At 59.8% G+C, this 21,916-nt stretch carries 22 protein-coding genes, 1 tRNA gene and 2 pseudogenes; 18 read left to right on the forward strand and 7 right to left on the reverse strand.

All coding sequences use genetic code 11. The features are described 5' to 3' along the window. Positions 1 to 79 precede the first annotated feature (79 nt). Positions 80 to 376 (forward strand): DUF2794 domain-containing protein, encoded by a 297-nt coding sequence (locus WDN46_19460; protein MEJ0095499.1) that lies wholly within the window; start codon positions 80 to 82, stop codon positions 374 to 376. Between the two features lie 75 nt (positions 377 to 451). Here the strand turns inward: WDN46_19460 and WDN46_19465 are convergent, their stop codons facing one another. From WDN46_19465 to WDN46_19490, 6 genes and pseudogenes are all read right to left on the reverse strand, one after another. Next, positions 452 to 1,237: a Bax inhibitor-1/YccA family protein gene (locus WDN46_19465; GenBank protein MEJ0095500.1), complete on the reverse strand. Its 786-nt coding sequence runs from the start codon at positions 1,235 to 1,237 to the stop codon at positions 452 to 454. 135 nt (positions 1,238 to 1,372) lie between these two features. Further along, positions 1,373 to 3,985 (reverse strand): FtsX-like permease family protein, encoded by a 2,613-nt coding sequence (locus WDN46_19470; GenBank protein MEJ0095501.1) that lies wholly within the window; start codon positions 3,983 to 3,985, stop codon positions 1,373 to 1,375. A gap of 40 nt (positions 3,986 to 4,025) precedes the next feature. After that, positions 4,026 to 4,358, reverse strand: coding sequence for a cupin domain-containing protein (locus tag WDN46_19475; GenBank protein ID MEJ0095502.1), 333 nt, complete (start codon positions 4,356 to 4,358; stop codon positions 4,026 to 4,028). A gap of 12 nt (positions 4,359 to 4,370) precedes the next feature. Continuing rightward, complete coding sequence (locus WDN46_19480) at positions 4,371 to 4,835, reverse strand: YeeE/YedE family protein (GenBank protein MEJ0095503.1); 465 nt, start codon at positions 4,833 to 4,835, stop codon at positions 4,371 to 4,373. Next, a pseudogene (locus WDN46_19485) lies at positions 4,832 to 5,255 on the reverse strand (YeeE/YedE thiosulfate transporter family protein). Before WDN46_19485 ends, WDN46_19480 begins: the two are co-directional and overlap by 4 nt. 125 nt (positions 5,256 to 5,380) lie before the next feature. Continuing rightward, entirely contained in the window at positions 5,381 to 6,076 is a 696-nt protein-coding gene (locus WDN46_19490) for an ABC transporter ATP-binding protein (protein ID MEJ0095504.1), read from the reverse strand. 2 nt (positions 6,077 to 6,078) lie between these two features. Here WDN46_19490 and WDN46_19495 point away from each other — a divergent pair, with 2 nt between their 5' ends. Both WDN46_19495 and thpR read left to right on the forward strand, forming a co-directional pair. Then, a complete protein-coding gene (locus tag WDN46_19495; protein MEJ0095505.1) occupies positions 6,079 to 6,825 on the forward strand; it encodes an arylesterase in 747 nt (248 codons plus the stop codon). A 116-nt stretch (positions 6,826 to 6,941) separates the two neighbouring features. Beyond that, entirely contained in the window at positions 6,942 to 7,478 is a 537-nt protein-coding gene (gene thpR, locus WDN46_19500; GenBank protein MEJ0095506.1) for an RNA 2',3'-cyclic phosphodiesterase, read from the forward strand. Positions 7,479 to 7,506: 28 nt separating this feature from the next. Here the strand turns inward: thpR and WDN46_19505 are convergent, their stop codons facing one another. After that, positions 7,507 to 8,817 carry a cytochrome P450 gene (locus tag WDN46_19505; protein ID MEJ0095507.1) on the reverse strand — a complete coding sequence of 437 codons (1,311 nt, stop codon included), beginning with the start codon at positions 8,815 to 8,817 and terminating at the stop codon, positions 7,507 to 7,509. Positions 8,818 to 9,033: 216 nt separating this feature from the next. On the opposite strand from WDN46_19505, the gene WDN46_19510 reads away from it, so the two are divergent. The 15 genes and pseudogenes from WDN46_19510 to WDN46_19580 all read left to right on the forward strand — a co-directional run bounded on the left by WDN46_19510 (position 9,034) and on the right by WDN46_19580 (position 21,038). Continuing rightward, positions 9,034 to 9,109: transfer RNA gene (locus WDN46_19510), tRNA-Glu, on the forward strand. 245 nt (positions 9,110 to 9,354) lie between these two features. Next, positions 9,355 to 9,699 (forward strand): hypothetical protein, encoded by a 345-nt coding sequence (locus WDN46_19515; GenBank protein MEJ0095508.1) that lies wholly within the window; start codon positions 9,355 to 9,357, stop codon positions 9,697 to 9,699. Between the two features lie 139 nt (positions 9,700 to 9,838). Further along, positions 9,839 to 10,057, forward strand: a complete 219-nt coding sequence (locus WDN46_19520; GenBank protein MEJ0095509.1) for a helix-turn-helix domain-containing protein — start codon at positions 9,839 to 9,841, stop codon at positions 10,055 to 10,057. Between the two features lie 49 nt (positions 10,058 to 10,106). Then, positions 10,107 to 10,517: a hypothetical protein gene (locus tag WDN46_19525; GenBank protein ID MEJ0095510.1), complete on the forward strand. Its 411-nt coding sequence runs from the start codon at positions 10,107 to 10,109 to the stop codon at positions 10,515 to 10,517. Positions 10,518 to 10,713: 196 nt separating this feature from the next. Next, a complete protein-coding gene (locus WDN46_19530; GenBank protein MEJ0095511.1) occupies positions 10,714 to 13,578 on the forward strand; it encodes a primase-helicase family protein in 2,865 nt (954 codons plus the stop codon). A gap of 386 nt (positions 13,579 to 13,964) precedes the next feature. After that, positions 13,965 to 14,498, forward strand: coding sequence for an HGGxSTG domain-containing protein (locus WDN46_19535; protein ID MEJ0095512.1), 534 nt, complete (start codon positions 13,965 to 13,967; stop codon positions 14,496 to 14,498). Continuing rightward, complete coding sequence (locus tag WDN46_19540; GenBank protein ID MEJ0095513.1) at positions 14,495 to 14,833, forward strand: hypothetical protein; 339 nt, start codon at positions 14,495 to 14,497, stop codon at positions 14,831 to 14,833. The genes WDN46_19535 and WDN46_19540 overlap by 4 nt, the downstream gene beginning before the upstream one ends. A 724-nt stretch (positions 14,834 to 15,557) precedes the next feature. Then, entirely contained in the window at positions 15,558 to 16,229 is a 672-nt protein-coding gene (locus tag WDN46_19545; protein MEJ0095514.1) for a recombinase family protein, read from the forward strand. Positions 16,230 to 16,575: 346 nt separating this feature from the next. After that, positions 16,576 to 16,941 carry a hypothetical protein gene (locus WDN46_19550; protein ID MEJ0095515.1) on the forward strand — a complete coding sequence of 122 codons (366 nt, stop codon included), beginning with the start codon at positions 16,576 to 16,578 and terminating at the stop codon, positions 16,939 to 16,941. A 271-nt stretch (positions 16,942 to 17,212) separates the two neighbouring features. Beyond that, on the forward strand, positions 17,213 to 17,545 hold the full coding sequence (locus tag WDN46_19555) for a hypothetical protein (GenBank protein MEJ0095516.1): 333 nt from the start codon (positions 17,213 to 17,215) through the stop codon (positions 17,543 to 17,545). 322 nt (positions 17,546 to 17,867) lie between these two features. After that, the gene (locus WDN46_19560) at positions 17,868 to 18,569 is read left to right on the forward strand and encodes a hypothetical protein (GenBank protein ID MEJ0095517.1); all 702 of its coding nucleotides are present in this window, start codon (positions 17,868 to 17,870) and stop codon (positions 18,567 to 18,569) included. After that, on the forward strand, positions 18,566 to 19,060 hold the full coding sequence (locus WDN46_19565; protein MEJ0095518.1) for a hypothetical protein: 495 nt from the start codon (positions 18,566 to 18,568) through the stop codon (positions 19,058 to 19,060). Before WDN46_19560 ends, WDN46_19565 begins: the two co-directional genes overlap by 4 nt. Before the next feature lie 40 nt (positions 19,061 to 19,100). Beyond that, complete coding sequence (locus tag WDN46_19570; GenBank protein MEJ0095519.1) at positions 19,101 to 19,814, forward strand: hypothetical protein; 714 nt, start codon at positions 19,101 to 19,103, stop codon at positions 19,812 to 19,814. A 496-nt stretch (positions 19,815 to 20,310) separates the two neighbouring features. After that, a pseudogene (locus WDN46_19575) lies at positions 20,311 to 20,448 on the forward strand (transposase). Next, entirely contained in the window at positions 20,415 to 21,038 is a 624-nt protein-coding gene (locus tag WDN46_19580) for an IS5 family transposase (protein ID MEJ0095520.1), read from the forward strand. The pseudogene WDN46_19575 and the gene WDN46_19580 overlap by 34 nt, the downstream one beginning before the upstream one ends. Positions 21,039 to 21,916 lie beyond the last annotated feature (878 nt).

The raw sequence follows: 21,916 nt of genomic DNA on the forward strand, positions 1-21,916 counted from the left end.
GGTCAGGGAGTTCCGCTCCGCTCCCCCCCTCGCCCAATTTCCACTCCCCACTGGCCAAGCCGCCGCGGCCAACGCCGAGATCGTATCTTTCGATCGGATCGAGCTGCGCCAGATTTTCAACCTCTACGGCCGCAAGGTATCCGAAGGCGAATGGCGCGATTACGCTATTGATTTCATGGCTCAGAAGGCGGTTTTCTCGATATATCGGCGCAGCTCCGAATGCGCTTTATATCGGATCGAGAAAAACCCGAAGCTGGCGAAGAAGCAAGGAGCCTATAGCGTCCTTGCCGCCAATGGCCTTGTGCTCAAGCGGGGCCATGAACTCGGCCGCGTCATGGCTGTCCTCGACAAGCGCTTGAAGCTTGTTTCGGGCTGAGGGAATGCCAACCGACGCCCGACGAAAAAAGGCCCCGCTCGTGCGGGGCCTTCATTATTTTGAACCATGCAATCTTTAGTTATTGCGCGAGCCGGTTAGGAACAGCAGCGACTGGAATATATTGATGAAATCCAGATACAGCATCAAGGCGCCGTTTACGGATTTCTTGGTCGCCACCTCATAGCCGTCAGCCTCGTAATACATCTCCTTGATCGCCTGCGTATCCCAGGCGGTGAGGCCCGAGAAGATCAGGATCGAGAGGATCGACAGACCGAACTGAAACGCCGTGCTCTGAACGAACAAATTGACGACGCTGGCGATGACGAGGCCAATCAGACCCATCACCAGGAACGAGCCCATCGCCGACAGGCTGCGTTTGGTGGTGTAGCCGTAAAGGCTGAGGCCGCCGAAGGCCGCCGCGGTTACAAAGAAGGCGCGCGCCACTGAGGTCCCGGTATAAACCAGCAGAATAGACGAGAGGGACAAGCCCATCGTCGCGGCGAAAGCGAAGAACAGCGCCCGCGCTGACGAAGCCGACATCTGGTTAATGCGGAACGAGAAAAACAGCACAAAAGCCAGCGGCGCCAGCATTACGAGATATCTGAGCGGGCTGCCGTAAAGGGCGGCGCCAAAGGCGGTAAGCGGGATGCGTCCCATCTGGGCGACCGCCTGCGAATGATCGCCGGCGACGGCGAGCATGTTGACCCCAAGCGCCACGAGGCCGGTGAGCGCGAGGCCGATCACCATGTTGTTATAAACGCCAAGCATGTAGGAGCGCAGGCCCTGGTCGATCTCGGCGCGACCTGCCCGTGCGACGCCCTGACCCCAGCGGGCGCTTGCGTTGCGGTCGAAGTCGGACATGATTTCCTCTAGTGTTGTGGAGGCTAAGCCGCCTCCGGCCGCTGTCCTTATGAGATCAGCTTCGTAACCAATATGGCTCAGCGGCGCGGTCCATACAAGGGCGCTGAAGATGAACTATACTTAAGGTTGCCCGTGCTAAAGGTCACGCAAATAGGGCGCTGGCTTGCGGCCAAGAATCCGCCATGTGCCAAGCAACCCAAGGAGGATGGTGAGGACGAGAGCCGCGCCGGCCGCCGCAAGAGCCTGCGGCCATACCCAGACGAAGTCGAGATTCATGACCGCGTGGACAATCGCAAACGCGGCGACCCCTCCCGCCGCAACGCCGAATATCGCCGTGCAGAGCCCGATCAAACCATATTCATAGAGGAATGCTGCGAGGAGGCGCGCCCGCGTCGCCCCCAGCGTCTTAAGAATCACCGCGTCATGGACCCGCGCTTGCTGGCCCGCCGCCAGCGCGCCGCCCAAAACCAGGATCGAGGCCAGCAGCGCGACGCTCGAGGCGCTTCTGACCGCAACCGCGAGTTGCGCGACGATGTCGCGAGCCGCATCAAGCGCGTCCTTGACGCGGATGGTCGTCACCGCCGGAAACGCCTTTGCCGTCTCGCGCAGCAAAGCTATCTCGCGATCAGGATCGCTCTCAGCGGGAAAGGTCAGCGTCGCAAGACTATTATAAGGCGCGCCTGCAAAACTGTTTGGCGAAAACACCAGCACGAAATTCAGGCCGAACGTCCGCCAATTGACCTTGCGCGTATTGGCGATTTTGCCGGTGACGGTGCGGCCAAGGACATTGACGGCGATCTCATCGCCGATCGCCAGCCCAAGTCCATCCGCGATCTCGGCCTCCAATGAAATCAACGGCGACCCGCTGTAATCTTTCGGCCACCATTCGCCTTTGACGAGGGTTGATCCGCGCGGCGGATCTTGCGCGAAAGAAATGCCGCGATCGCCTTGCAAGACCCAGGCGACGTTGTCCCTTGGTTTAGCGGAGTCAGCCGAGACGCCATTCAGCTTGACGATGCGCCCGCGCAATATTGGCACCAGTTCGAGTTTGCCATCCGGCTCATGGGCGTTGATGAATTGCGTGAAAGCGTCCGCTTTAGCCTTTTGCACATCAAGGAAATAGAAGCTCGGCGTTTGGCCGGGCAGGCCAGCTTCAAGTTCGCCGCGAATATTGCTGTCGATCAAGGCCAAGGTGACGAGCAGCGCCAGACCGAGGCCTAGCGAAAGTACGACAGAGGGGGTCAGCGCGCCCGGCCGATGGATATTTCCGATCGCATGGCGCAAGGCGACATTCCGCACATGCGGGATCTTTCGCGCGCCGGCCATGATCAGAAAGGCGACAAGGCGCAGCAAGACGAACGCCGCCAAGGTCGCGCCAAGATAGATCAAAGCGAGCTTGCGGTCGTCGGACAAGATCAGAACCGCCGCGACGAGGCCGAGGGCGGCGGCCAGACTGAAAAGAATGTAACGCAGCCGCACCCTTGCCCTTGCGGGCTCGATCTCCTCGCGGAAAACCGCCTGAACCGGCACGTCATGAGCGTGGCCGAGCGGTCCCAGGGAAAAAGCCAGCGCCGTCAGAAAGCCGTAGAGGGCCCCCTGCCCGATGGCGCCTGGATGAATCGAAGGAACAAGCGGAAAAGGAATCAGCGCGCCAAAGCTCCAGACCGCGATGAACGGCAGAGCCGCCCCTATCATCGCGCCGATGGCGAGGCCAAGGCAGGCGACGAGCATGACCTGCGTCAGCATCAGGGCGAAGACTGTTGAGCCGGTCGCGCCCAGCGATTTCAACGTCGCGATTGTTTGCCGCTTGCGCTCGACATAAGCCCGGATCGCGTTTGCAACCCCAACGCCGCCGATGATGAGGGAGGTCAGGCCGACGAGAGTCAGAAACTGGGTGAATTGATCAAGACTGCGGGAGAATTGCGGCGATATGTTTTTTCGCGTGCGAACTTCCCAACCGGCCTCGGGGAAAGTCTTTTGCGCCTCGGCCGCCAAATTATCGATGTCCGCCTGGCTTGCCGGCGCGGCGTCGGCAGGCCCCGGAGCGACGCGATAGAGCCAGCGGGCTAGCGCCCCAGGTTGCAGCAAGCCGGTCGCGCGCAACCCTTGCTCCGACAGCAGCACGCGCGGCCCGAACGCGATCCCACCCGCGAGCTTGTCAGGTTCAGCCGTCAGCAAGGCTCGCAATTGATAACGCGCATCGCCGATGATGAAGAGATCGCCGGGTTTCACGCCAAGGCGCGCCGTCAAAGCCTGATCAGCCGCAACCCCATAGGCGCCATTCTTTTCCGCAAGCGCCTCGGCAAGCGGCTGGACCGGATCAAGCCCGACGTCGCCAGCTAAAGGATAAGCGCCATCGACCGCCTTGATTTCAACCAGCGCCGCCTCGCCGCCTTCGCTCCGCGCCATGGCGCGCATCATGCCGACGACCGACAGACGCCCGTGCGAGGCCAGAAACGCCCGCTCGGGAGCCGTCAATTCACGCTGCGCAAGATCGAACGAGAGATCCCCGCCAAGGATCACGCGGCCTTGCAGGGCGAGGCCATCAACCAGCGATCGCGAAACCGAGCCGACCCCTGTGATCGCCGCGACGCCAAGGGCGATGCAGCCTAGGAAAATCGCAAACCCACGCAGACCGCCGCGAAAATCGCGCAGAGCGACGCGAAGAATGAGCGGCCAGCGCCAACCCCTCTTGCGGCTTTCGATGCCGGCTTCCGTCACGCCGGACGCGGTGTCGAGCACATTCATAGAGAGACCTTAAATTGGGGCATGTTCGACATTGCGCTTTTCAAGCGGGGAAATGCACGGTGAGCCAGATCGTCGCGTGGGCTTGGTCGGTCCATTCGACGCGGTGCTTCCGCCGCGCGGGAATAAAGATATGGTCGCCGGCGGCCAGAACCCTGACATCGGCTTCGTCCGCAAAGCGGAGAACCGCCGATCCGGCCAAAACGGCGACCCATTCGGCAAATTCCTCATCGAACCAGAATCCGGGCGGGCTGGCCTGACCGTGGGAGACAATCCGCTCGATCTTGAGGCTTTGCGTCTCGACGAGAGGCGCAAACTGTTCTTCGCGCCGATTGATCGCGCCTATATCGAACAGATTGCCGGACACCCCTAGCATTGTTTGAAACAGTCAGATTTGCGCATTCGCGTCCTGTCGCGAGGGCTCCGGCCGAGGAGCGCCCTTCCAGTTATCGTAGATGAGGATGCCAGCGAGCATCATGGCGCTGAAAACAAGGGTTGGAACAAGTCCCAGCGCGAGCGAGGCGATCGCCGGGCCGGGACAGAGCCCACTCATGCCCCAGCCGACGCCGAAAATCGCCGCGCCCAACACCAGACGCCGATCGATGGTTTTTCGAGACGGGATTTGAAATTCCCCGCCAAGCAGAGGCCTCGGCAGGCGGCGCGAGAGAAGATATCCAACGGCGGAGACCGCAACCGCGCCGGCCAGAACGAAAGCAAGGCTTGGGTCGAAATGGCCGCCGACGTCCAGAAACCCGCGCACGCGCGCCGGATCGAGCATCCCAGAGATCGACAGCCCGAAACCGAAGATAGCCCCGCTGGCGAGCCCGACCAGAATTTTTGGCAAACCGCTCATGGGACCCCTAAAAAATTCATCAGGGCGACAGTGGCGACGCCGGCGGCGAGGAAAGTCGCAACAGCGACGATCGATCTCAGCGAAAGACGGGCTAGGCCGCAAACGCCGTGGCCGCTGGTGCAGCCCGAGCCAAGCCGCACGCCAAAAACCGACCAGAAGGCCGGCGAGCGCCAGCACCCAGAGGCTCGCCTCAATGCGCAGGGCCGGCCAATGTCCGAACAGGAGAAGATAAAGGATCGGACCCAGGACGAGACCGGCGACGAAAGCCCAGTTCTGCAAAGAGGTCTGGCTAAACGCGCGCAGACTGCCGCTGATGATGCCGCTCACCCCGGCGATGCGACCATCGAGAAGCAGAAACAGGGCGGCCGCCAGCCCAATGAGGGCGCCTCCAGCGAGGGATTGCAGATAAGTCTGCCACATGATGCCAAGGGTCCAGGTTAAGCATTCCGGGCGCCTCGCGCCTTCGCAGCGCGCCCAATCGAGCTTAGGGCAATGGGCGGTTTTCACAAATAAGGCGGAAATTTCGCCCCGGTCAAAAGCATGGTCTACGCCGGCAAAGCCAGCGCCGCCTCCTCCTCAACGGAGCCAGAGCGAAGCTTGATTCGGCGGTCGCATTTAGCGGCCAGCGAGAGATCATGGGTCACGAGCACCAAGGTTGCGCCGCGATCGCGCTTCAAAGCAAACATCAGCTCGATGATGGTTTGGCCCGTTCTCTCATCGAGGTTTCCGGTCGGCTCGTCGGCGACGAGGATCGAAGGATTCGGGGCCAGCGCGCGGGCCAGCGCGACTCGCTGCTGTTCGCCGCCCGACAATTGCGCCGGGTAATGAGCCAGCCTATCTTTCAGCCCAACCGCCTGAAGTTCGGCGGCCGCGCGCGGAAAAGCGTCGGGAGCGCCAGAAAGCTCAAGCGGAATTGCGACATTCTCCAAAGCGGTCATGGTTGGAATGAGATGAAACGACTGGAAGACAATGCCGATCTTCGCGCCGCGAAACCGCGCCAGCGCGTCTTCATCAAGGCCATTGAGGCTGGCCCCACCCACTTTGACGACGCCGGAATCAGGCCGCTCCAGGCCGGCCATGATCATCAGCAGCGTCGATTTGCCCGATCCCGAAGGCCCAACCAGCCCGACGGTTGCGCCGCGCTCAATCTTTAGCGACACGCCTTTCAAAATATGCACGCGAGCCGGGCCGCGTCCGAGGCTCAGATGTACATTTTCGAGTTCAACCGCCGGTTCGTCCATCAATGTCATCCAAAACCAATCACAAAACGGCCTCGAGGCAAGCGAGGCTCCCCGCGACGCTGCAGCCCGCGCGCAGCGGATATAAGGATCGCCGCGGCTTTCTCCAAGCCGGCGCGGGGCTCTTGGCCTTCGTCCTCTTGCAAGCCGAAACTCTCGCGGCGGAGACGCCTCACGTGACGAGGCTGATCGCTTTCGGCGACAGCCTTTCGGCTGGTTATTTGTTGCCGGCCGACGCCGCTTTTCCAGCCGCGCTCGAACAAGCGCTCCGCAAAGAAGGCTATAAGGTAACGGTCGTCAACGCTGGCGTGTCAGGCGACACATCCTCCGACGGCCTGGCGCGACTGGATTGGGCGCTCGCGGAGGGCGCCGACGGAGTCATTCTCGAGCTTGGCGCGAACGACATGCTGCGCGGAATCGATCCGGATGTGACCAACGCGAACCTTGCGGCCATTCTCGAAAAGCTGAAATCCCGCAATATTAAGGTTCTATTCGCCGGCATGCTGGCCAGCCCAAGCCTTGGCAAAGACTACAAAGCCAAATTTGACGCCCTCTTTCCAGCCCTCGCCACGCAATATGACGCGCCGCTCTATCCATTCTTTCTCGAAGGCGTCGCGGGGCAACCGAAGCTGACGCTCTCTGATGGCCTGCATCCCAGCGCCGCGGGCGTCGAGACAATCGTGCAAAACATCCTGCCGAGCGTCCGCAACCTTCTGGCGGAGATGGGGCACAAATCTGGGGGCGGAAACTGAGGTTCAGCCGTTTTTCGCCGGATATGATTTTTTTCGGCGGCGAATTTTGCTAAAAGCATGTTGCTCGGCATTAGCCGCGATGATTCGGTTCTTCACTCCAATCACCGGGAGGGACCATGCCTCGCTTGTTCACGGGCCTTGAGATCCCCTCAGATCTCGCCATGGACCTCGGCATGATGCGAGGCGGCATTAGCGGCGCCCGCTGGATCGATGTCGAAAACTACCACTTAACCTTGCGCTTCATCGGCGACATCGACGACGCCACTGCGCACGATGTCCACTCCTCTCTCGAACAGATCCGGCGCCAGCCCTTCACTGTAACGCTCGAGGCGTTAAGCTCCTTCGGCGGCGCCAAGCCAAGAGCCATCGTCGCCAAAGCCAAACCGGCGACGCCCCTCGTCGAACTGCAGGCGCAGCAAGAGCGGCTGCTGCGACGCATCGGCATACCGCCGGAGCCGCGCAAATTCACGCCGCACGTCACGTTGGCGCGGCTGCGCGCGGCCTCAAACCTCGCCGTGGCGGATTATCTCTCTGCGCGAGGATTTTTCTTTTCGCGCCGCTTCGAGGCTCGGCGCTTCGTGTTGTTCTCCTCGCGCGCCTCGACGGGGGGCGGCCCCTATGTCGTCGAAGCCGCCTATCCGCTGGGGGCCTGATCCTAAAAACGTGAACGAGCGAGGCGAATCAAACCTTCCGGCGGCGCAAAACCATCGGAAGGCCGCCCTCAGGCCGCAAGGTGATGTGCTGCACCGGCCTCACCTCGTAATTCTTCTTAACTTCCAGTGAAAACGACCGCAGGATATGAGCGAGGATGATAGTCGCCTCCTGCAAAGCGAAAGACGCGCCGATGCAGACTCTCGGCCCGGCTCCGAAGGGCAGATAGGCGAAGCGGTCGATTTTTTCCCGCGCGCCCGGCATAAAGCGGTTCGGATCAAAGCTGCCAGGCTCATCCCAAAGCAGCCGATGGCGGTGCAGCACCCATTGCGATATTATAACCAGCGCGCCCTTGCGAATGCGCCGGCCGGCGAGATCATCTGGGCCCATCGCCTGCCGGCTCATGCTGGCGACGGGCGGATAAAGCCGCATCGCTTCTTCGATCACCGCTTTGGTCTCTATCAGCCTATCGGCATATGCCTCCACGGGTCCCGGCAAAACGGCGTCAGCCTCCGCCGCGAGCCGCAAGCGCCATTCCTCCGACATCGAAAGCAGAAACAGCGACCAGATCAGGGCGTTGGCCGTCGTCTCGTGACCCGCGCCGATAAAAGTTGCGATATTGGCCCCGACCTCCACGCTGCTCAAACCGACGCCGGTTTCCGGGTCCTCGGCTTCCAGCAGCAGGGTCAAAATATCGCGCGGCGCTCCGGCTTTGTCCGCTGCGAGAAGACGTTTGCGCCTCGCGATGATGGCGTCGACCGCATCCGCGAAGAATTCGAGCGCCTTGTTGCTGTTCAGCTTGCTCCAGCGCGGCATCCAATCGGGAAAATCGAGCAGATCGAACGGATCGATCCGGCCGAGCGTTCGAAAATAGCGGCTGAGCGCGCCGGTGAATTTGGTTGGATCGCGCCCTAGTCCATCAGAAAAAATCGTGCGGCCGAGCACGTCCAAGGTCACCCGCGCCATTTCCGGCTGGAGATCGAAAATTCGCCCCTCGCGCAGGCGCAGCCAGCGCGCGACGAGATCCTGCGCCGCGGCGGTGGTGGCGGAAGCAAAAGACGCCACGGTTTTTGGCGTGAAAAGCGGGGCCAGCGTGCGCCTTTGCACCCGCCAATCCTCGCCTTCGACAACAAGGAGACCATCGCGAAGCCCCTCCCCCAGCAGGCGCTTCTGCAGGTCGTCCTTGCGATAATTGGCGGCGTTGTCGAGTAGAACCCGGCGAATCGCAGCTGGATCGTTAACCGCAGCGATCGTGCCGAGGATGGACGGGCCAACGAGAATGGGCAGCTCGAAATGCGCCCTCGTCCAAGTCTCGATGGGGTTTTTCCGCAAAACCCGCATCGTCGCAAGGGGCCCGAGAGGCGCGGCCCGCGGGATTGGCGCAGGCGGGCGAGGATGAGGCGATGAGGCAAATGAAAAATCGGTCATGCAACTAACCTATTCGTCCCGAGGGCCCGCGCAAGCGTGCACCAAAATAAGCTAAAACGTTTACGCCAATCGCGCATGCAGCTTGCAGCCTCGCCCGCGCCGATATAGAAGCAAAATCGATTGCGGAAGGCTCCCTTCGTCTAGCGGTCTAGGACGTCGCCCTCTCACGGCGAAAACAGGGGTTCGATTCCCCTAGGGAGCGCCAGCAAGATCAACGACTTAAGCACATCGCCGCCCGCTCCCTGCAAAACCGTTGTAGAAATCGTTGGCGGTGACTTCGTGAAGAAACTTCCACCGAACACTAGCGCCGATACTCCGACACTGAGCGCCGACATCAGGCGAGCGACGGGGGAACTCGCCCGCGCTGCGTCCCACAGACCTATCGTTGGTCCGCGCGATCTTAAGGCGGCTGTCGAGGGGCTCGCCCGCCAATTTGGCTTGCGGCCAGCCTTGGTATGGGCCGAGGTTGAGAAACGGACTGAAACCGGAAAACTGCTTGCGGCGCTTTTGAGGGCGTCTGAGGTGCTTGCCTCGCGTCGTCGCCGTAATCCGCAGCGCGAAGAAGCGATCATGTACGCGGTAGACAGCCTAAGAATCAGTTCCAGCGAAGATGATTTTCCGGGCTATCTCCCAGCAGGCGTGTGGGCGACCGCGGCAAAAAAACTCAGCGAGCAAGACCCGCCGATTTTGGGCCGTGGTCGAATGCCTAAGCTTATGGAGGGGGCATCAGTGCGGAAAGCGTATCGCAGGGCCAAAGAGCAGATGGCTTCGCTTCATTTCTTCGAGATGGACTGATCCGGGGGCGCCGAGGCATCTGTCCGATCCGTCCCCAGTGAGCGAGCATAAAGACCCCCTTTTTTTCGGCTCTTTTTGCTCGTCCATCGCATTTAGACTCTCGCTCAGTACCAATCAAACGGTCTAGCGAGAAACAAACATGACTCACGCCTTTGCACATTATAAAGCCGCGCCGGCTCCGCAGCCCGGCGTCTTGGCAGTTGAAGAAACAGCATTTTACCTCCGCATCTCGAAAGCGGGCGTTTGGCGGTTGCTACGAGACGGGAAGCTCCCGCGTACTCGCATCGGCGGCCGCACCTTAATCCGAAAAGTTGATGTGGACGCGTTCCTGGCAAAATGCGCGGGCGCATCATCGTGACCGCCTTTGCCGATTCGGGAGCCGTGGCGCACGCTGATCGGCACCCGTCATGAGCCGCCGTCCGCACACGCCGGCCATGTCGGCGCTTGACCTCGCCTGGGGCCTGGACACGCCTCTTCCGACTGGACCATTGAGCGCTGTTCGCGAGGCGTGCAATTCACGCGGTTGCGTCCTCGCCCGCGACGCCGCTGAGCTCTTCGGTTGGTCGGAGCGCTACGTCATCGCCCATACCGTGAGCGGCGAGTTATGCGGCGTCTGGCTGTACGGCGGATGGTTGGCGATCTCGGCAGAGAGCCTTGCGCAGTTCGCGAGCCGGTCCGGCAGCAGATGGATCGAGGAAGACGAGCTTGCTGCGATGTCGGTTGACCCTCAAGCAGGTGGAAGTTTCATCGGGGAGGCCGGGCACGTCCTCGCAACTCAAGGCAAAGAGCAGCCGCCCGAGGACGACTATTTCGTCTGATCGACGCCGTTCGCGGCCGAGCGAGCCGCCGATCAAATTGGAGATTCACGTGCCTATCGAACCAACTCCGCTCCCACAAAAGAAAACACTGCCGGCGGATATAGACGCCATGCGCCGCACGTTGATTGAAGATCTAGGGGGCCCGAGCGCCTATGCAGCGGGGATTGCAAGTCGGGTCGTGCAGCCTGCGGCGACAATGTCGCCGCCAACGCCGATGCTGCGCAGCACTCCTATCATAAGCGCGCCGCCGCCTCGCGCGATTCTTGAGCCAGCCAAACCGCTTAAAGTTCGTGCCGACGTCGCCGAGAAAGCGACCAGGGCCCCGGTGCATCCGGCCTCCGCACCCGCGTCCTTACAGCGCGCGGACGAACCGGCCGACCTGACGCCTGAGCAGCGAAAAGATTTCAAGGAATTGGCAAACACATATCTGCAGCAAGGACACGCCGGCCGCTTGGCTTGGGCTTTCCAAGCGGGGCTGCCCGAGCTTGAGGCCGTCGCCAGCCGCGGTGCAACGCCATCGCAGGACCTTTGTGCCCGCATCGGGTATGCCTTGGTTACCGACTGCCTCCCCCCAGCGCCGGACATAGATGATGCCGAGGTTCAGGTAACCTTCGGTAAAAGCAAAACGGACAACTCCGCAGCGAGCCGAAAGACGCTCTCACCGACGGCTCTATTGGAACTCGTCACCCGGCATAGGGAGGGCTTGAAAGATGGCCCTTGCGTGATCCCGGCGACGTTTCGGGGTCCGACGCGGGCGAAAAGCGCCGCGGAACGCATCGATATTATGATGCTCGATCTCGACACTGGAGCACTGCCAATCGACGAAATAGAAAAGCGTCTCCGCGGGCTCGGTTTGGCCGCCGCAATCGCCTCCACGTACTCGCACATGACGACTGAATATAAAGCCAAGAAAGCGGATTGGTCTAAGTTTCTCGCGGGACATCCGGGCGAAGGCGCTCCCGAATTCCTTCGCTTGTTGGGTTACGCCTCCGCGGTCTGTGCGGGCGCCACAGTTGTCAGAATTGACGATGGCGAAGAAGGCTTTGTTCATTTCAGACACGGACCTTGCGCGAAGTTTCGGGTTACCCTTCTGCTGGCGCGCCCGTGGCTAGCAGCGGATTACAAGACCGAGGGCAAGCCAGATCAGAACAAAGCGAATGAGGCGTGGGAAGCTCTCTATAGGAACACGGCGGCCGCTCTTGGCTTCGAGTTCGATCGGTCTTGCATCGACCCGTCCCATCTGTTTTTTCTGCCGCGGCATCCGCCAGGTGGCCCCAAGCCCGTCTCGCGCATAATCCACGGTAGGACCCTGGACCCTTGGGCGCTTCCGGATGCAACGAAACCGATTGCTGCGCCCGAGCAAGCCCGCGGCAAGGGAACGCGGCGGGACGCGCTTTGGAGCGATAAAGAAACGGGCGAAGTTATCGACCTTGTGAAATGGGCCGCCGAATTTGGCCCGCGCTTCAAAATCGTCGACGCACTGAGATCCCGCGTGCCTGATGTGTTTGTCGAGCATGTCTCGGAGGGAAAGCATCATATAGAATGCCCGTTCTCTGACGAGCATTCCGACAATGAACCCGGTACAGCGACTTTTGCCGCCAACGCTGGCGGGACGAAGACCAAAGGCTTCGTCGTGAGCTGCTTGCACAGTCATTGCAAAAAACGCGAACGAACGGACGTCGTGAGGAGGATGCTCGATGACGGCTGGCTTTATGCCGAGGACCTGACCGATCCGAAATTCTTGCTTCCCGCTCTTGTGCTCGACGACGTTGATCGAGCGGTTGAGAGGTTGAACAGAGATCATGCTCTCGTTGAGCTCGGCAGCAACTTGAGGGTTCTGCGTGAAACGAGCGGGCGTGACGGGGTTTTCAAGGTGGCTTACCTCAAAATTCCCGACTTCCGCACCAAGTTCGCGAACGACACCGTGCTCGTCGGTGGAAAGCCAACGTGCGTTGCGGACCTTTGGCTAAGACACCCTTCACGCAGGGCCTACGAGGAGATCGTCTTCTCGCCGGGTGAAGAGCGCGAAGGGGCTTTTAACCTTTGGCGCGGATTTCCAATCGAACCTGATCCCAATGCCAGTTGTGAGCTATTTTTGGCTCATCTTAAAGACAATATATGCCGTGGCGACGAGACCCTTTTTAATTGGCTAGTGGGTTTCTTCGCGCACATCGTTCAGAAGCCGTGGGAAAAACCGGACGTAGTGCCTGTCTTTCAGGGGGCCAAAGGCACCGGCAAATCGATCGTCGGCGAGATCATTGGCGCCCTCATGCCGGCGTATAGGGTCAAGGTCTCCACGCCCGATCACCTGACCGGGCGGTTCAACGTACACTTAGACAAAGCGCTGCTGGTCCTGGTTGAAGAAGCCTTTTGGGCCGGGGACAAAAGAGCCGAAAGCGCGCTCAAAGACTTGATCACGGCGGAAACTGTCCGGATTGAGCCAAAGGGCGTCGACTCGTTCGAAGTCAAAAGCTGTGCCCGCATGCTCATGACGTCCAACAGCGATTGGGTGGTGCCGGCCACCCCAGGAGAAAGGCGCTTCGCGGTGTTCGACGTCGCCGACGCGAGGAAACAAGATCACGGTTATTTCGCCGCGATGATAGCTGAGCGTGACGCCGGTGGCTTGAGAGCTCTCATGCATCATTTGAGAACGTTCGATCTTAACTCCGTGAATGTGCGCCAAGCGCCTAAGACCGATGCGAACCGCGACCAAATTCTCTTGGGGCTGGAAAGCTATCAGGCCTGGTGGCGCGAGTGTCTGGAGCGAGGCCGTATCGACCATCTCGGCAAATGGCCAGTGGCACAAGTGAAGCAGGATTTATTCGACACCTACCGCCGATATACAAAAAATGAACACCTTTCGTACGCCGCCAAACCAGATGCGTTTTGGAAAGCACTAAAACGAATGGCGCCCGGCGCGGAGACGGGAAGGCAGTCACACGGCTCCCGACTCTGGACGCTTAGGCTCGGGAGCTTGGACGAACGGCGCGCGGAGTTCGATAAATTTATCGGCCACAAGTTGGATTGGCCGGACATCCAGCCCGATGACCAGATACTCTAGACGAGCAGTGGACGGAAAAAAAAGACAACGAAATCAAAACTGTCCAGTCTGTCTACTCTGTCCAACCGAAATATTGGAATATTATAATAAGCGATTTCATCGTCATTTTTGGCTCCTATTTAGAACGATATGAGGACGATCATAGGAAAGAGACATCCATATAAATAAAATAGCCGAAAAGCATTGGACGGCCTGGACGGCCCTCAGTCGGGTGCCGTTGCGGAAGGGATAAAGCCCAAGTCCCACGACGGCGACCACTGAATTAAGTTCGAGTTTTCTTTTCTCTAAAATAGCAGTGGGGAGCGCACGTGGCTTTTTCAGGTAGGACGGATCAGCTTCTCGCGCACAGCCGCTCGCCGGCCTGGCGAAAGCGCTGCTCAGAGCTTATGAAGAAAATCAACGCCGAGCGGGTAGCCTCCGGCGCGCGTTGCGGCGCCCGCCGCAGGAGCGACGGCGCCCCTTGCCAACAGATCGTCTTATTTCCCAACGGCCGCTGCCGCCTCCATGGCGGAAAGACGCCCAAGGGAAAGCACTGGCACAAGGTCCAATATCCGGGGCCGGGGACGCCGATAGAAGCTGCGATGCGCAAAGAGAGCGATGTTGCAAAGCGCCGGAAGAAACGGGCCCAAGCCCGCGCGGAAAAACTTGCTGCGATGACGCCGGAGCAACGCGCCCGCTACGATCATCAATTCGCAAAGCGCGTCATGACGCCCGGACCAGCGGCGCCGCGCATTCGGACTCGCAAAGCGCGAGAGCAAGCCAAATGGGTCCAGGAATTGATAGCGCCGCCGGCGGAGCCGCAGAAGGCGCAAAAGCCTATCCGCACGACCGAAGCGGAGCTTGGGCCTTCAGCGGAGTCCGTTGGCCGTTTTAAACCCGTCCCGATTTCCACCGCCAAACTGAGAGAGCTATTCCCATGACCAAGAAACAGTACAACGCATCGCCGGCTGAAGCCTTATCCGATCTCCGCCAGCTCATTCGCCGCGAAGGCGCCGAAGAGGCCTTTGCCGCCTTGCGTTCCGTCTGCAATGATCCAAAGGCGCCGGCGCGCGCGACCGCAGCCACTTCAATTTTCAGGGCGGCTGGCTTGTTCGACAAGACTGACGCGGCGACCGATGACAAGCCTTTGTCGGAATTGACCGCAGCTGAGCTAGATCAAGTTGTTCGCCGAGCGCAAAGGTCGCTCGATTCTCTTAGCGCGTCTCGTGCCAAGCGTGGCGCAGTGGGCGACGATGAGGTCGATGCGTTTGATTGATGGGAGAGACCGATGGACGCGCGTGCTTTAGTTCGAAGCGACCCCGCGAATGGCATTGGGGGCGGTCGCCCTCGCCGCCGTGTTAGACCGATCCGCGACTCGCAGCCAAGCATTTGGCGGACTATCGCTGGCTTCACGGCTCTGACGTACCCAAGCCCCGATAGACGCTGGGGCGGCTTATGGCAAGGCATTCAGCGGTTTTTGCAGTATGATTGGCAGGAAGTGGGGGCGCTGGGATGCAGTGGTGGATTTCAGGCTTGATACACACAGTTAACGGCTGGGAACGGTACAAAATTCGCGCTGGACAAACCGTTGACGAAGTTAATCGCGCTCTTGTCTCCTGTCATCGAGATACGGCTTCCATAGAGGTCATAACGTCCCCGGATGGTGTTGAAATGACCGAAGAGGGGTTCGGTGCCTTCTGCACAAAAACGAGAAAAAGCAATGCCACGCGGATCTAAAGGCGCGTGGACGGATGCTCCTTGAAGGGCACGCGCGGGAAGAAGCGATTTTTGCTATTCATCAGGCTTTGATCGAATAAAATTCAAACTGAGACGCTTACCAGCGATCTGCGTTGGAGCCACCCGCCCTTATGTTGCAGCAAGTCGCCCCGACCGATCCACAGTTTGCAGGCACGAATAATCAACCGAACGGGAAATAGACCTTGACGGTGAGTCGGCGTTGGACCATATCAAACCTGTCAATTAGCAATGAGAGGTTTGATATGGCAAGCGGAGCGTTCGTCAGTTACCTTCGTGTCAGTACGCAAAAGCAGGGCGCCAGCGGCCTTGGTCTTGAAGCGCAGAGAGCGGCCATCGCTCAATTCCTCAACGGGGGCAATTGGTCGATCGCGGCTGAATTCGTTGAGGTGGAAAGCGGCAAAAACAATGACCGCGCAAAGCTGGCCGATGCCATTAAGGCCTGTCGCGTCTACGGCGCGAAGCTGCTTATCGCCAAGTTGGATCGTCTGAGCCGTGACGCCCATTTCTTGCTCGGCCTGCAAAAGGCGGATGTTCGGTTCGTCGCCGCCGACATGCCTGAGGCCAACGAATTGACCATCGGTATTATGGCTGTGGTCGCCCAAGCCGAGCGCAAGATGATCAGTGAGCGCACCAAGGTGGCTCTCGCGGCCGCCAAGGCGCGCGGAACGAAGCTGGGCGGATACCGTGGGGCGCCAATAGACGATGCCGGCAGAGAAGCTGCAGCTGTGTCGCTCAAAGCCATTGCGGATGGGCGCGCTGCCGACCTGGCTCCCACGATAACAGAGCTTCGCGCTGCAGGCGTGACTTCGTTAGGCGGCCTTGCGAAAGCGCTGACAGCGCGAGGCATCCCCACCGCTCGCGGGAAGCTCGTTTGGAGCCCGGCGCAGGTCAGCCGGCTCCTAGCGAGGCAATAAGCGCGGCGCCCGGAAGGGCGCGCATAAACGTCGCCGAAGGCTCGGACTAGGATGAAAAGCGCAGCATCCCAACCCTCGGTGGAGCAACGGCAAGGAAATAAATTTCGTTATAGATATCGTAGACCGATGGTGGCAAATGTAGGTTGGTCGACATATTTTAATTCTTACACATATCAATAGCATAAATTATTTTTAAGTGAATAACGTAGGTTGTCCTATCGACAAAATGTAGGTTGATTGTAGGTTTAGTCTGACCGACAATTACCGTTTTTAGAAATAACATGGATTGACATTTTAGGATTATGGTCAGAATTATTGCGCGTCTACTTGCACAAGGAGAGCGCAAATGACTTCGGCAGAACTCAGACTGCACTGTTATTGGACATTGATGGCTGAGATACGCGAGGCCGCATATGCTGGAGACTCCCATACGCGGTTCTGTGTGCGTAATGAGTTGCGGGATCTGTTCGAGGGGCCGCCGGGGCTTATTGCAGACCCGCGGCTTGCAAAGCTGTGTCGCGCCGCCTTTGGCGCCACGTTCGTTCTCGAGTTTGGCACCGACGGGGCGGCGGCGGGGCGCGCCGAGCATGAGCGCCTGGACGCCGAACATCATGCAGCGATGCAAAGCCGAACAGCGGAAAACGGCCGCGCTTACAAAGCTTGGAGAGCGCAGTTCGCGTTGATCGACAAACGCCGCGCTCTCGCCGCTTGAGGGCGGCAATGGTGCGGACGCCGTCACCGCTTATTTTTATCTAACCGGATCGAGGCCTCTTATGGCTCACTCTGCATTTTTTACGAAATACTATTGGGACACGAGGGCTTCTCTCGTTGCGCTAAGAGCGGAAGAAGCAACTGACAACAGCAGCGTCGCTTCGGAAGCCCGCTCGAAAAGACGCGAGGAACTCGGATATTTGCTCTATGATCTAAGGCGCATCGAGAAGAGTTCGGAAAATCTTCGCCTTAGGGCGTTGTGCAAGACGGCAATGGCTGAATGCACCGCCTTGCGGCGCCGTCGAAAAGGCCGAGCGACCCCTCGCGGGAAAGCTTCGCAAATGGTTGAGGCGCAAACCGCCGCCGACCCAATCGACTCTGTGGCCATGTTCGACATTATTTTTGCCTGCGGTTTGGCCTTTAGGGCCACGATAGATCGTGGCCGCACGCCACGAGTAGACTTGAGGGACCACACGCTAGGCGTGGGGTGGACCGGCTACGGCGGCTCTATCGACGAGGCGTTGCAGGCAGCGCTTGCCGAAAGGCGAGACTATTTAGCTTTCACTTTGGCGGGCCAGGCGGGCATCAGGCTGCTGGACGCCTAGGCGGCTGCATCTCCGCTCCTTCTGTTTTTATTCGCCGACGATCGAGACCCGCCCGCAGCGACCGGGTGGGCGTTGGGCCCGCCACCACGCGGCCGCGAGGGCTAGGCCACCCTCCGCCCACGGTCCGACAAGGCCGGCGAATTCCGCTGGGAGTGCGCGCAGAAAATTTCGCCAAGTTGGAAACTGCCCCTTCATCCAAGCCGGAGAACATCCAAGCCTGAGCGCACGCTCGGGCTTTTTATTTGCCTCGGGCCTTGCGCTTGACTTTTCGCCTATCTAAACGTACGCTCAGTACGCGAGCGACCACAGGAAAGAGGCGCAAATGGACAGTTCAATGCACACCCCCTTCATGCGCGCTCTGACGCGGGCGCTTAATCTCAACGAGGGGCAGCGGCTCACGAAGGCGAAGCTCGAAGCAGTCCAAGGCTGCGCGACGCCGATTGAGGCATTCGCTGAAGCGGTCGACGCGATCATCGAGCATTCAGCGGGGCCGCGCATCCCTCAGGACGCCTCCGACCGAAAAGTGGGCGAGCACACCGATTACGAAGAAATCATCGAACTGCTCGGCAGGATACGGCCAGTTGTCGCGGCGGAACTTGACGAGAGCTACGAGCCAGCGCTCGAGTCCGGCTTCGCCAATCTCAAAGCGCTTGTTCTTTGCTGGACGCACTTCATCGGAGGTCCCGCCGCTCCCGCTTATCACGAATATAGCGCGTACGACCTGGCGGCCAACGAGCGCATTTGTCGGATGGCGGAGGCGACGTATCCGCATAGTTTGGCGCTCGTGAAAGTGCTCCGCGCCCAACTGGAAGTCATCATTAATGCGCGGCTGGCGGTCCGCCTAAATTCGAAACTCAAACTCGCTGCCGCGCAGGCTGAGCTCGACCGCCGGCAGTGGAACGACCGATACCCGGATATGAAGCTCCTTTGGGCGCAGCGACAAACCCCTCCGAAGCTATCGCCGTTCATGCAAAGTCTCATGGACGCGCTTGGCCTTAACGATTGTAAGGCGGCCATAAAATGAAACTTGAAATTGATCTGCCTCAAGCCGTCTACGACGTCGCGCTAAAAATGCGTGCGCGGGACTTCGAAGAGCTCGAAGCCGTATCGCACATGAACACGCGAGAAGACCTGGCGCGTCTGCTGTCAGAGCGCTACGGCTCGCGCGCCGACGTGTTCGCCGTTGGGCTCGACGGCAAGCCGATCGCCATCTGTGGCCTCATCGGATTTCGGCCGAACGTCGTTTCGCTGCTCTTCTTTGCGACCGAAGAGTTTCCCGCGATCGTTGCGCCGCTGACTGAATACGTCCAACGCGAGGTTTTCGCGCCGGCTGTTGCCGCTGGCGTGCATCGGATCGAATGCGGATCGATGACGTCCTATCACGGCATCCATAGTTGGATTGAAGCGCTTGGCCTCTCTCGCGAAGCAACGGTCAAAAAATGGGGCAAGGCCGGGCAGGATTTCGACATATACGCATGGGTTTCGAATGCCGACGCGCCGAACACGATTAACTGACTCGGCAAATCCAACGGTCCGCGACACGGGAGAGGTTTAGATGTGCGATCCAGTCACCATTGCAGGAATAGCCCTCAGTGGCGCCGGCGCTGCAGCGAAAACGATCGGCGCTGGACAGGTGGCCGACGCCACGGCAGCTTCGCTCTCCCAAAACCTCGCCGCGCAAAATGCTCTTAATCAAGAGGCGGCGGGCGTCAACTCTCATTCGCTCGGCCTCTATAGCAATCTACAGGGCCAACAGGACGCCAAAGCTAAGTCGCTCGGCGACATGTTCGTGCAGGACGTCGCGCCAACGCAGGCCAATCCAGAGAACGAAGCGCCGGGAGGCTCGGCCAATACGCAAGCCAATGAGGCGGCGGCGCGCGCTGTGACGCAGGGTTACTCCAATCAGCAGGCTCTTTCCGGCGCTAAGCTGCGATCGTTCGGCGATGTGCTGCAGAACGATACGTTGGCCCAGCAACAGGACGCCGCGAAGATCGGCCAAATCAACAATTTCAAGCAAGGCGATACGAGCGTCTTGGGCCTCGAGCTCAATCAAGATAGCCACGCCGGCGACGGTTGGGATCTGGCCGGTTCGCTGGCGGAAGGCCTCGGCAGTCTCGGCGTAAAGGGCGCCGCGGCCTGGAAGCTCGCTAACCCCGGCATAACGCCTCCATTCTCGCCGGGCGGCATTGCGAACGGCTTTAATCCGTTCGGCTCAGCACGCACGGCCGACACAACCGCGCCGGCCTCCAATCCATTTTCGATTGTTTAAGGGCCGCGTTCCCGACACTTCCTCCCCGCACTCGGGGACGCCTTTACAAAGGCGACCGGACTGAATGCCCCCGACCGCAGCACGTGGCGGCAGCAGGTTGACCTCGCCCTGGATGAGGCTGCAAAGGGCGGCGGGGACCATGGCACGGAGCGGCCAATATCGGCGTCGGCTCACGACAGGGCTTGGCTGGCGCGCGGCCAATCCGGGTCAACATGGCGAAACCGACGGCAGTTGCCTGCGCCGGAGCGCTTCCTCCTGGCGTACCGAAACCTGGCACCGGTTATCGAGCGATTCCGGGGCTGGAAAATTTCGGAATAGGCAGCGCACTGGCCGCCGAGGGCAAAAACCCTTTCGGGCTGGACGTCGGCGGATTGCGCGACATGTTCAAGACTGGAGGCTTAGGCTCAGGACCTATTAAATTTGCCTGAGATGTGATTCCTGGTCTCCGCATGGGGAGGCTGGGATGAGTGATTTGTTTTTGTTGGGCGAGCGGCAGATGGCGCGGCTTGCGCCGCATTTTCCTCTGTCGCATGGCGTTCCGCGGGTTGACGACCGTCGGGTGGTCAGCGGAATCGTCTATGTGATCCGCAACGGCCTGCAATGGAAAGATGCGCCCAAGGATTACGGGCCGCACAAGACGCTTTACAATCGCTTCATCCGCTGGAGCCGGCTCGGCGTCTTCGACCGCATATTCGCCGCGCTCGCTGGCGAAGGTCCAAAGCCCGAGCGCATCATGATCGACGCCACGCATCTGAAGGCGCATCGCACAGCGGCGAGCCTGCTCAAAAAGGGGCTCTTCCCCGCCGTATCGGGCGCACGAAAGGCGGACTGAACTCGAAGCTCCACGTCGTTTGCGACGGCGCCGGCAAGCCCCTCGTCATGTTGCTCTCGGAGGGCCAGATGAGCGACCACAAGGGCGCGCGGCTGATGCTCAAGGCTTTACCGCCCGCTTCAATGTTGATCGCCGACAGGGGCTACGACAGCAACTGGTTCCGCGCCGCGCTGAAGGCCAGGGGCGTCGAGCCCTGCATCCCGCCAACCAGAAGCCGCAAGCTTCCCATTGCCTATGACAAGACGCTCTACCGCCAGCGTCACAAAATCGAGAACATGTTCGCCAAGCTCAAGGACTGGCGGCGCATCGCAACCCGCTATGATCGATGCGCCCACACCTTCTTCTCCGCCATCTGCATCGCAGCCGCCGTCCTCTTCTATCTCAATCAATGAGTCCTGAGCCTAGGCGTATCCGGCGCCAGCAATGCTTGGCACAACACCACCAAACAACAGTTACTCGCCCAGCCAGAATGTGACCATTCACGTCGATGGGGTGGCGAGCCCGACTGACACGGCCCAGGCGATTGGCGGCAACCTGAGAAAGTCGGGTAGCGATCTAGTTCGCAATATCAACCCCGCAGCTCAGTGAGGACTCAAGATGGAATATTGTGGACTCTTGCAACGGCGTTACGGCGCTCAATGACGACCATGTGCGCGCCGCACATCGGACAATCCATTGGATCCGGGCCGAGCTGGACCCATCGTTGCGAATCTCTTGATGTCTCTGCGCCTAACGTTGGTGACAGGAACGTTGATGAGGGCAAGTGTCCGTCCTGGCCTGCTAACGATAGCAACTAGAAATTGCCACATTATATAACGGCCAAATTTGTAGCAGTGGGGGCGGTGGCCGAGCGTACGGCGGTCATCCCCTCCACACGTGGCTAACGGAAAAACCTCCCGCCGGCGGAGGTCCCTATGGCCGCTCAAACGGGATTCCGGTCGCTTCGAGGTACCCAGTGAACGGTTTATCGAAGAGTTTTCTGATCTTCCGATTGGTGTCGGGATCGGGGATAAACATCTGATGATCTTCTCTAATTGGATCATCAGGCGGCATCTGCGCTTTCCACGCCTGATAGGCTCGTTCCACCGATCAGTCAGATCGACATCAAATCTGACCCACTGCATCTGTTATCTCCTGACCAAGGCATCGCTCTTTTGAGCGAGGGGTCCTCCTGTCGCAGCAGCAAACGCGCCCTGGTTCAAACCGCCAACTTGTCAGTTTGATTTCAAGGAAGCTCCCCAGCCTCCCGCTTCCGTTTTTCTGCCTCATG

The organism is Methylocella sp. (assembly GCA_037200525.1).
Taxonomy (GTDB): Bacteria; Pseudomonadota; Alphaproteobacteria; order Rhizobiales; family Beijerinckiaceae; genus Methylocapsa.

Excerpts from the sequence above, each read along its gene's own strand:
- WDN46_19465 (MEJ0095500.1), bottom strand. The coding sequence starts at position 1,237 with ATGTCCGACTTCGACCGCAACGCAAGCGCCCGCTGGGGTCAGGGCGTC.
- WDN46_19470 (MEJ0095501.1), bottom strand. The coding sequence starts at position 3,985 with ATGAATGTGCTCGACACCGCGTCCGGCGTGACGGAAGCCGGCATCGAA.
- WDN46_19475 (MEJ0095502.1), bottom strand. The coding sequence starts at position 4,358 with ATGCTAGGGGTGTCCGGCAATCTGTTCGATATAGGCGCGATCAATCGG.
- WDN46_19480 (MEJ0095503.1), bottom strand. The coding sequence starts at position 4,835 with ATGAGCGGTTTGCCAAAAATTCTGGTCGGGCTCGCCAGCGGGGCTATC.
- WDN46_19490 (MEJ0095504.1), bottom strand. The coding sequence starts at position 6,076 with ATGGACGAACCGGCGGTTGAACTCGAAAATGTACATCTGAGCCTCGGA.
- WDN46_19495 (MEJ0095505.1), top strand. The coding sequence starts at position 6,079 with ATGTCATCCAAAACCAATCACAAAACGGCCTCGAGGCAAGCGAGGCTC.
- thpR (MEJ0095506.1), top strand. The coding sequence starts at position 6,942 with ATGCCTCGCTTGTTCACGGGCCTTGAGATCCCCTCAGATCTCGCCATG.
- WDN46_19505 (MEJ0095507.1), bottom strand. The coding sequence starts at position 8,817 with ATGCGGGTTTTGCGGAAAAACCCCATCGAGACTTGGACGAGGGCGCAT.
- WDN46_19520 (MEJ0095509.1), top strand. The coding sequence starts at position 9,839 with ATGACTCACGCCTTTGCACATTATAAAGCCGCGCCGGCTCCGCAGCCC.
- WDN46_19525 (MEJ0095510.1), top strand. The coding sequence starts at position 10,107 with ATGAGCCGCCGTCCGCACACGCCGGCCATGTCGGCGCTTGACCTCGCC.
- WDN46_19530 (MEJ0095511.1), top strand. The coding sequence starts at position 10,714 with ATGTCGCCGCCAACGCCGATGCTGCGCAGCACTCCTATCATAAGCGCG.
- WDN46_19535 (MEJ0095512.1), top strand. The coding sequence starts at position 13,965 with ATGAAGAAAATCAACGCCGAGCGGGTAGCCTCCGGCGCGCGTTGCGGC.
- WDN46_19540 (MEJ0095513.1), top strand. The coding sequence starts at position 14,495 with ATGACCAAGAAACAGTACAACGCATCGCCGGCTGAAGCCTTATCCGAT.
- WDN46_19545 (MEJ0095514.1), top strand. The coding sequence starts at position 15,558 with ATGGCAAGCGGAGCGTTCGTCAGTTACCTTCGTGTCAGTACGCAAAAG.
- WDN46_19550 (MEJ0095515.1), top strand. The coding sequence starts at position 16,576 with ATGACTTCGGCAGAACTCAGACTGCACTGTTATTGGACATTGATGGCT.
- WDN46_19555 (MEJ0095516.1), top strand. The coding sequence starts at position 17,213 with ATGGCTGAATGCACCGCCTTGCGGCGCCGTCGAAAAGGCCGAGCGACC.
- WDN46_19560 (MEJ0095517.1), top strand. The coding sequence starts at position 17,868 with ATGGACAGTTCAATGCACACCCCCTTCATGCGCGCTCTGACGCGGGCG.
- WDN46_19565 (MEJ0095518.1), top strand. The coding sequence starts at position 18,566 with ATGAAACTTGAAATTGATCTGCCTCAAGCCGTCTACGACGTCGCGCTA.
- WDN46_19570 (MEJ0095519.1), top strand. The coding sequence starts at position 19,101 with ATGTGCGATCCAGTCACCATTGCAGGAATAGCCCTCAGTGGCGCCGGC.
- WDN46_19580 (MEJ0095520.1), top strand. The coding sequence starts at position 20,415 with ATGGAAAGATGCGCCCAAGGATTACGGGCCGCACAAGACGCTTTACAA.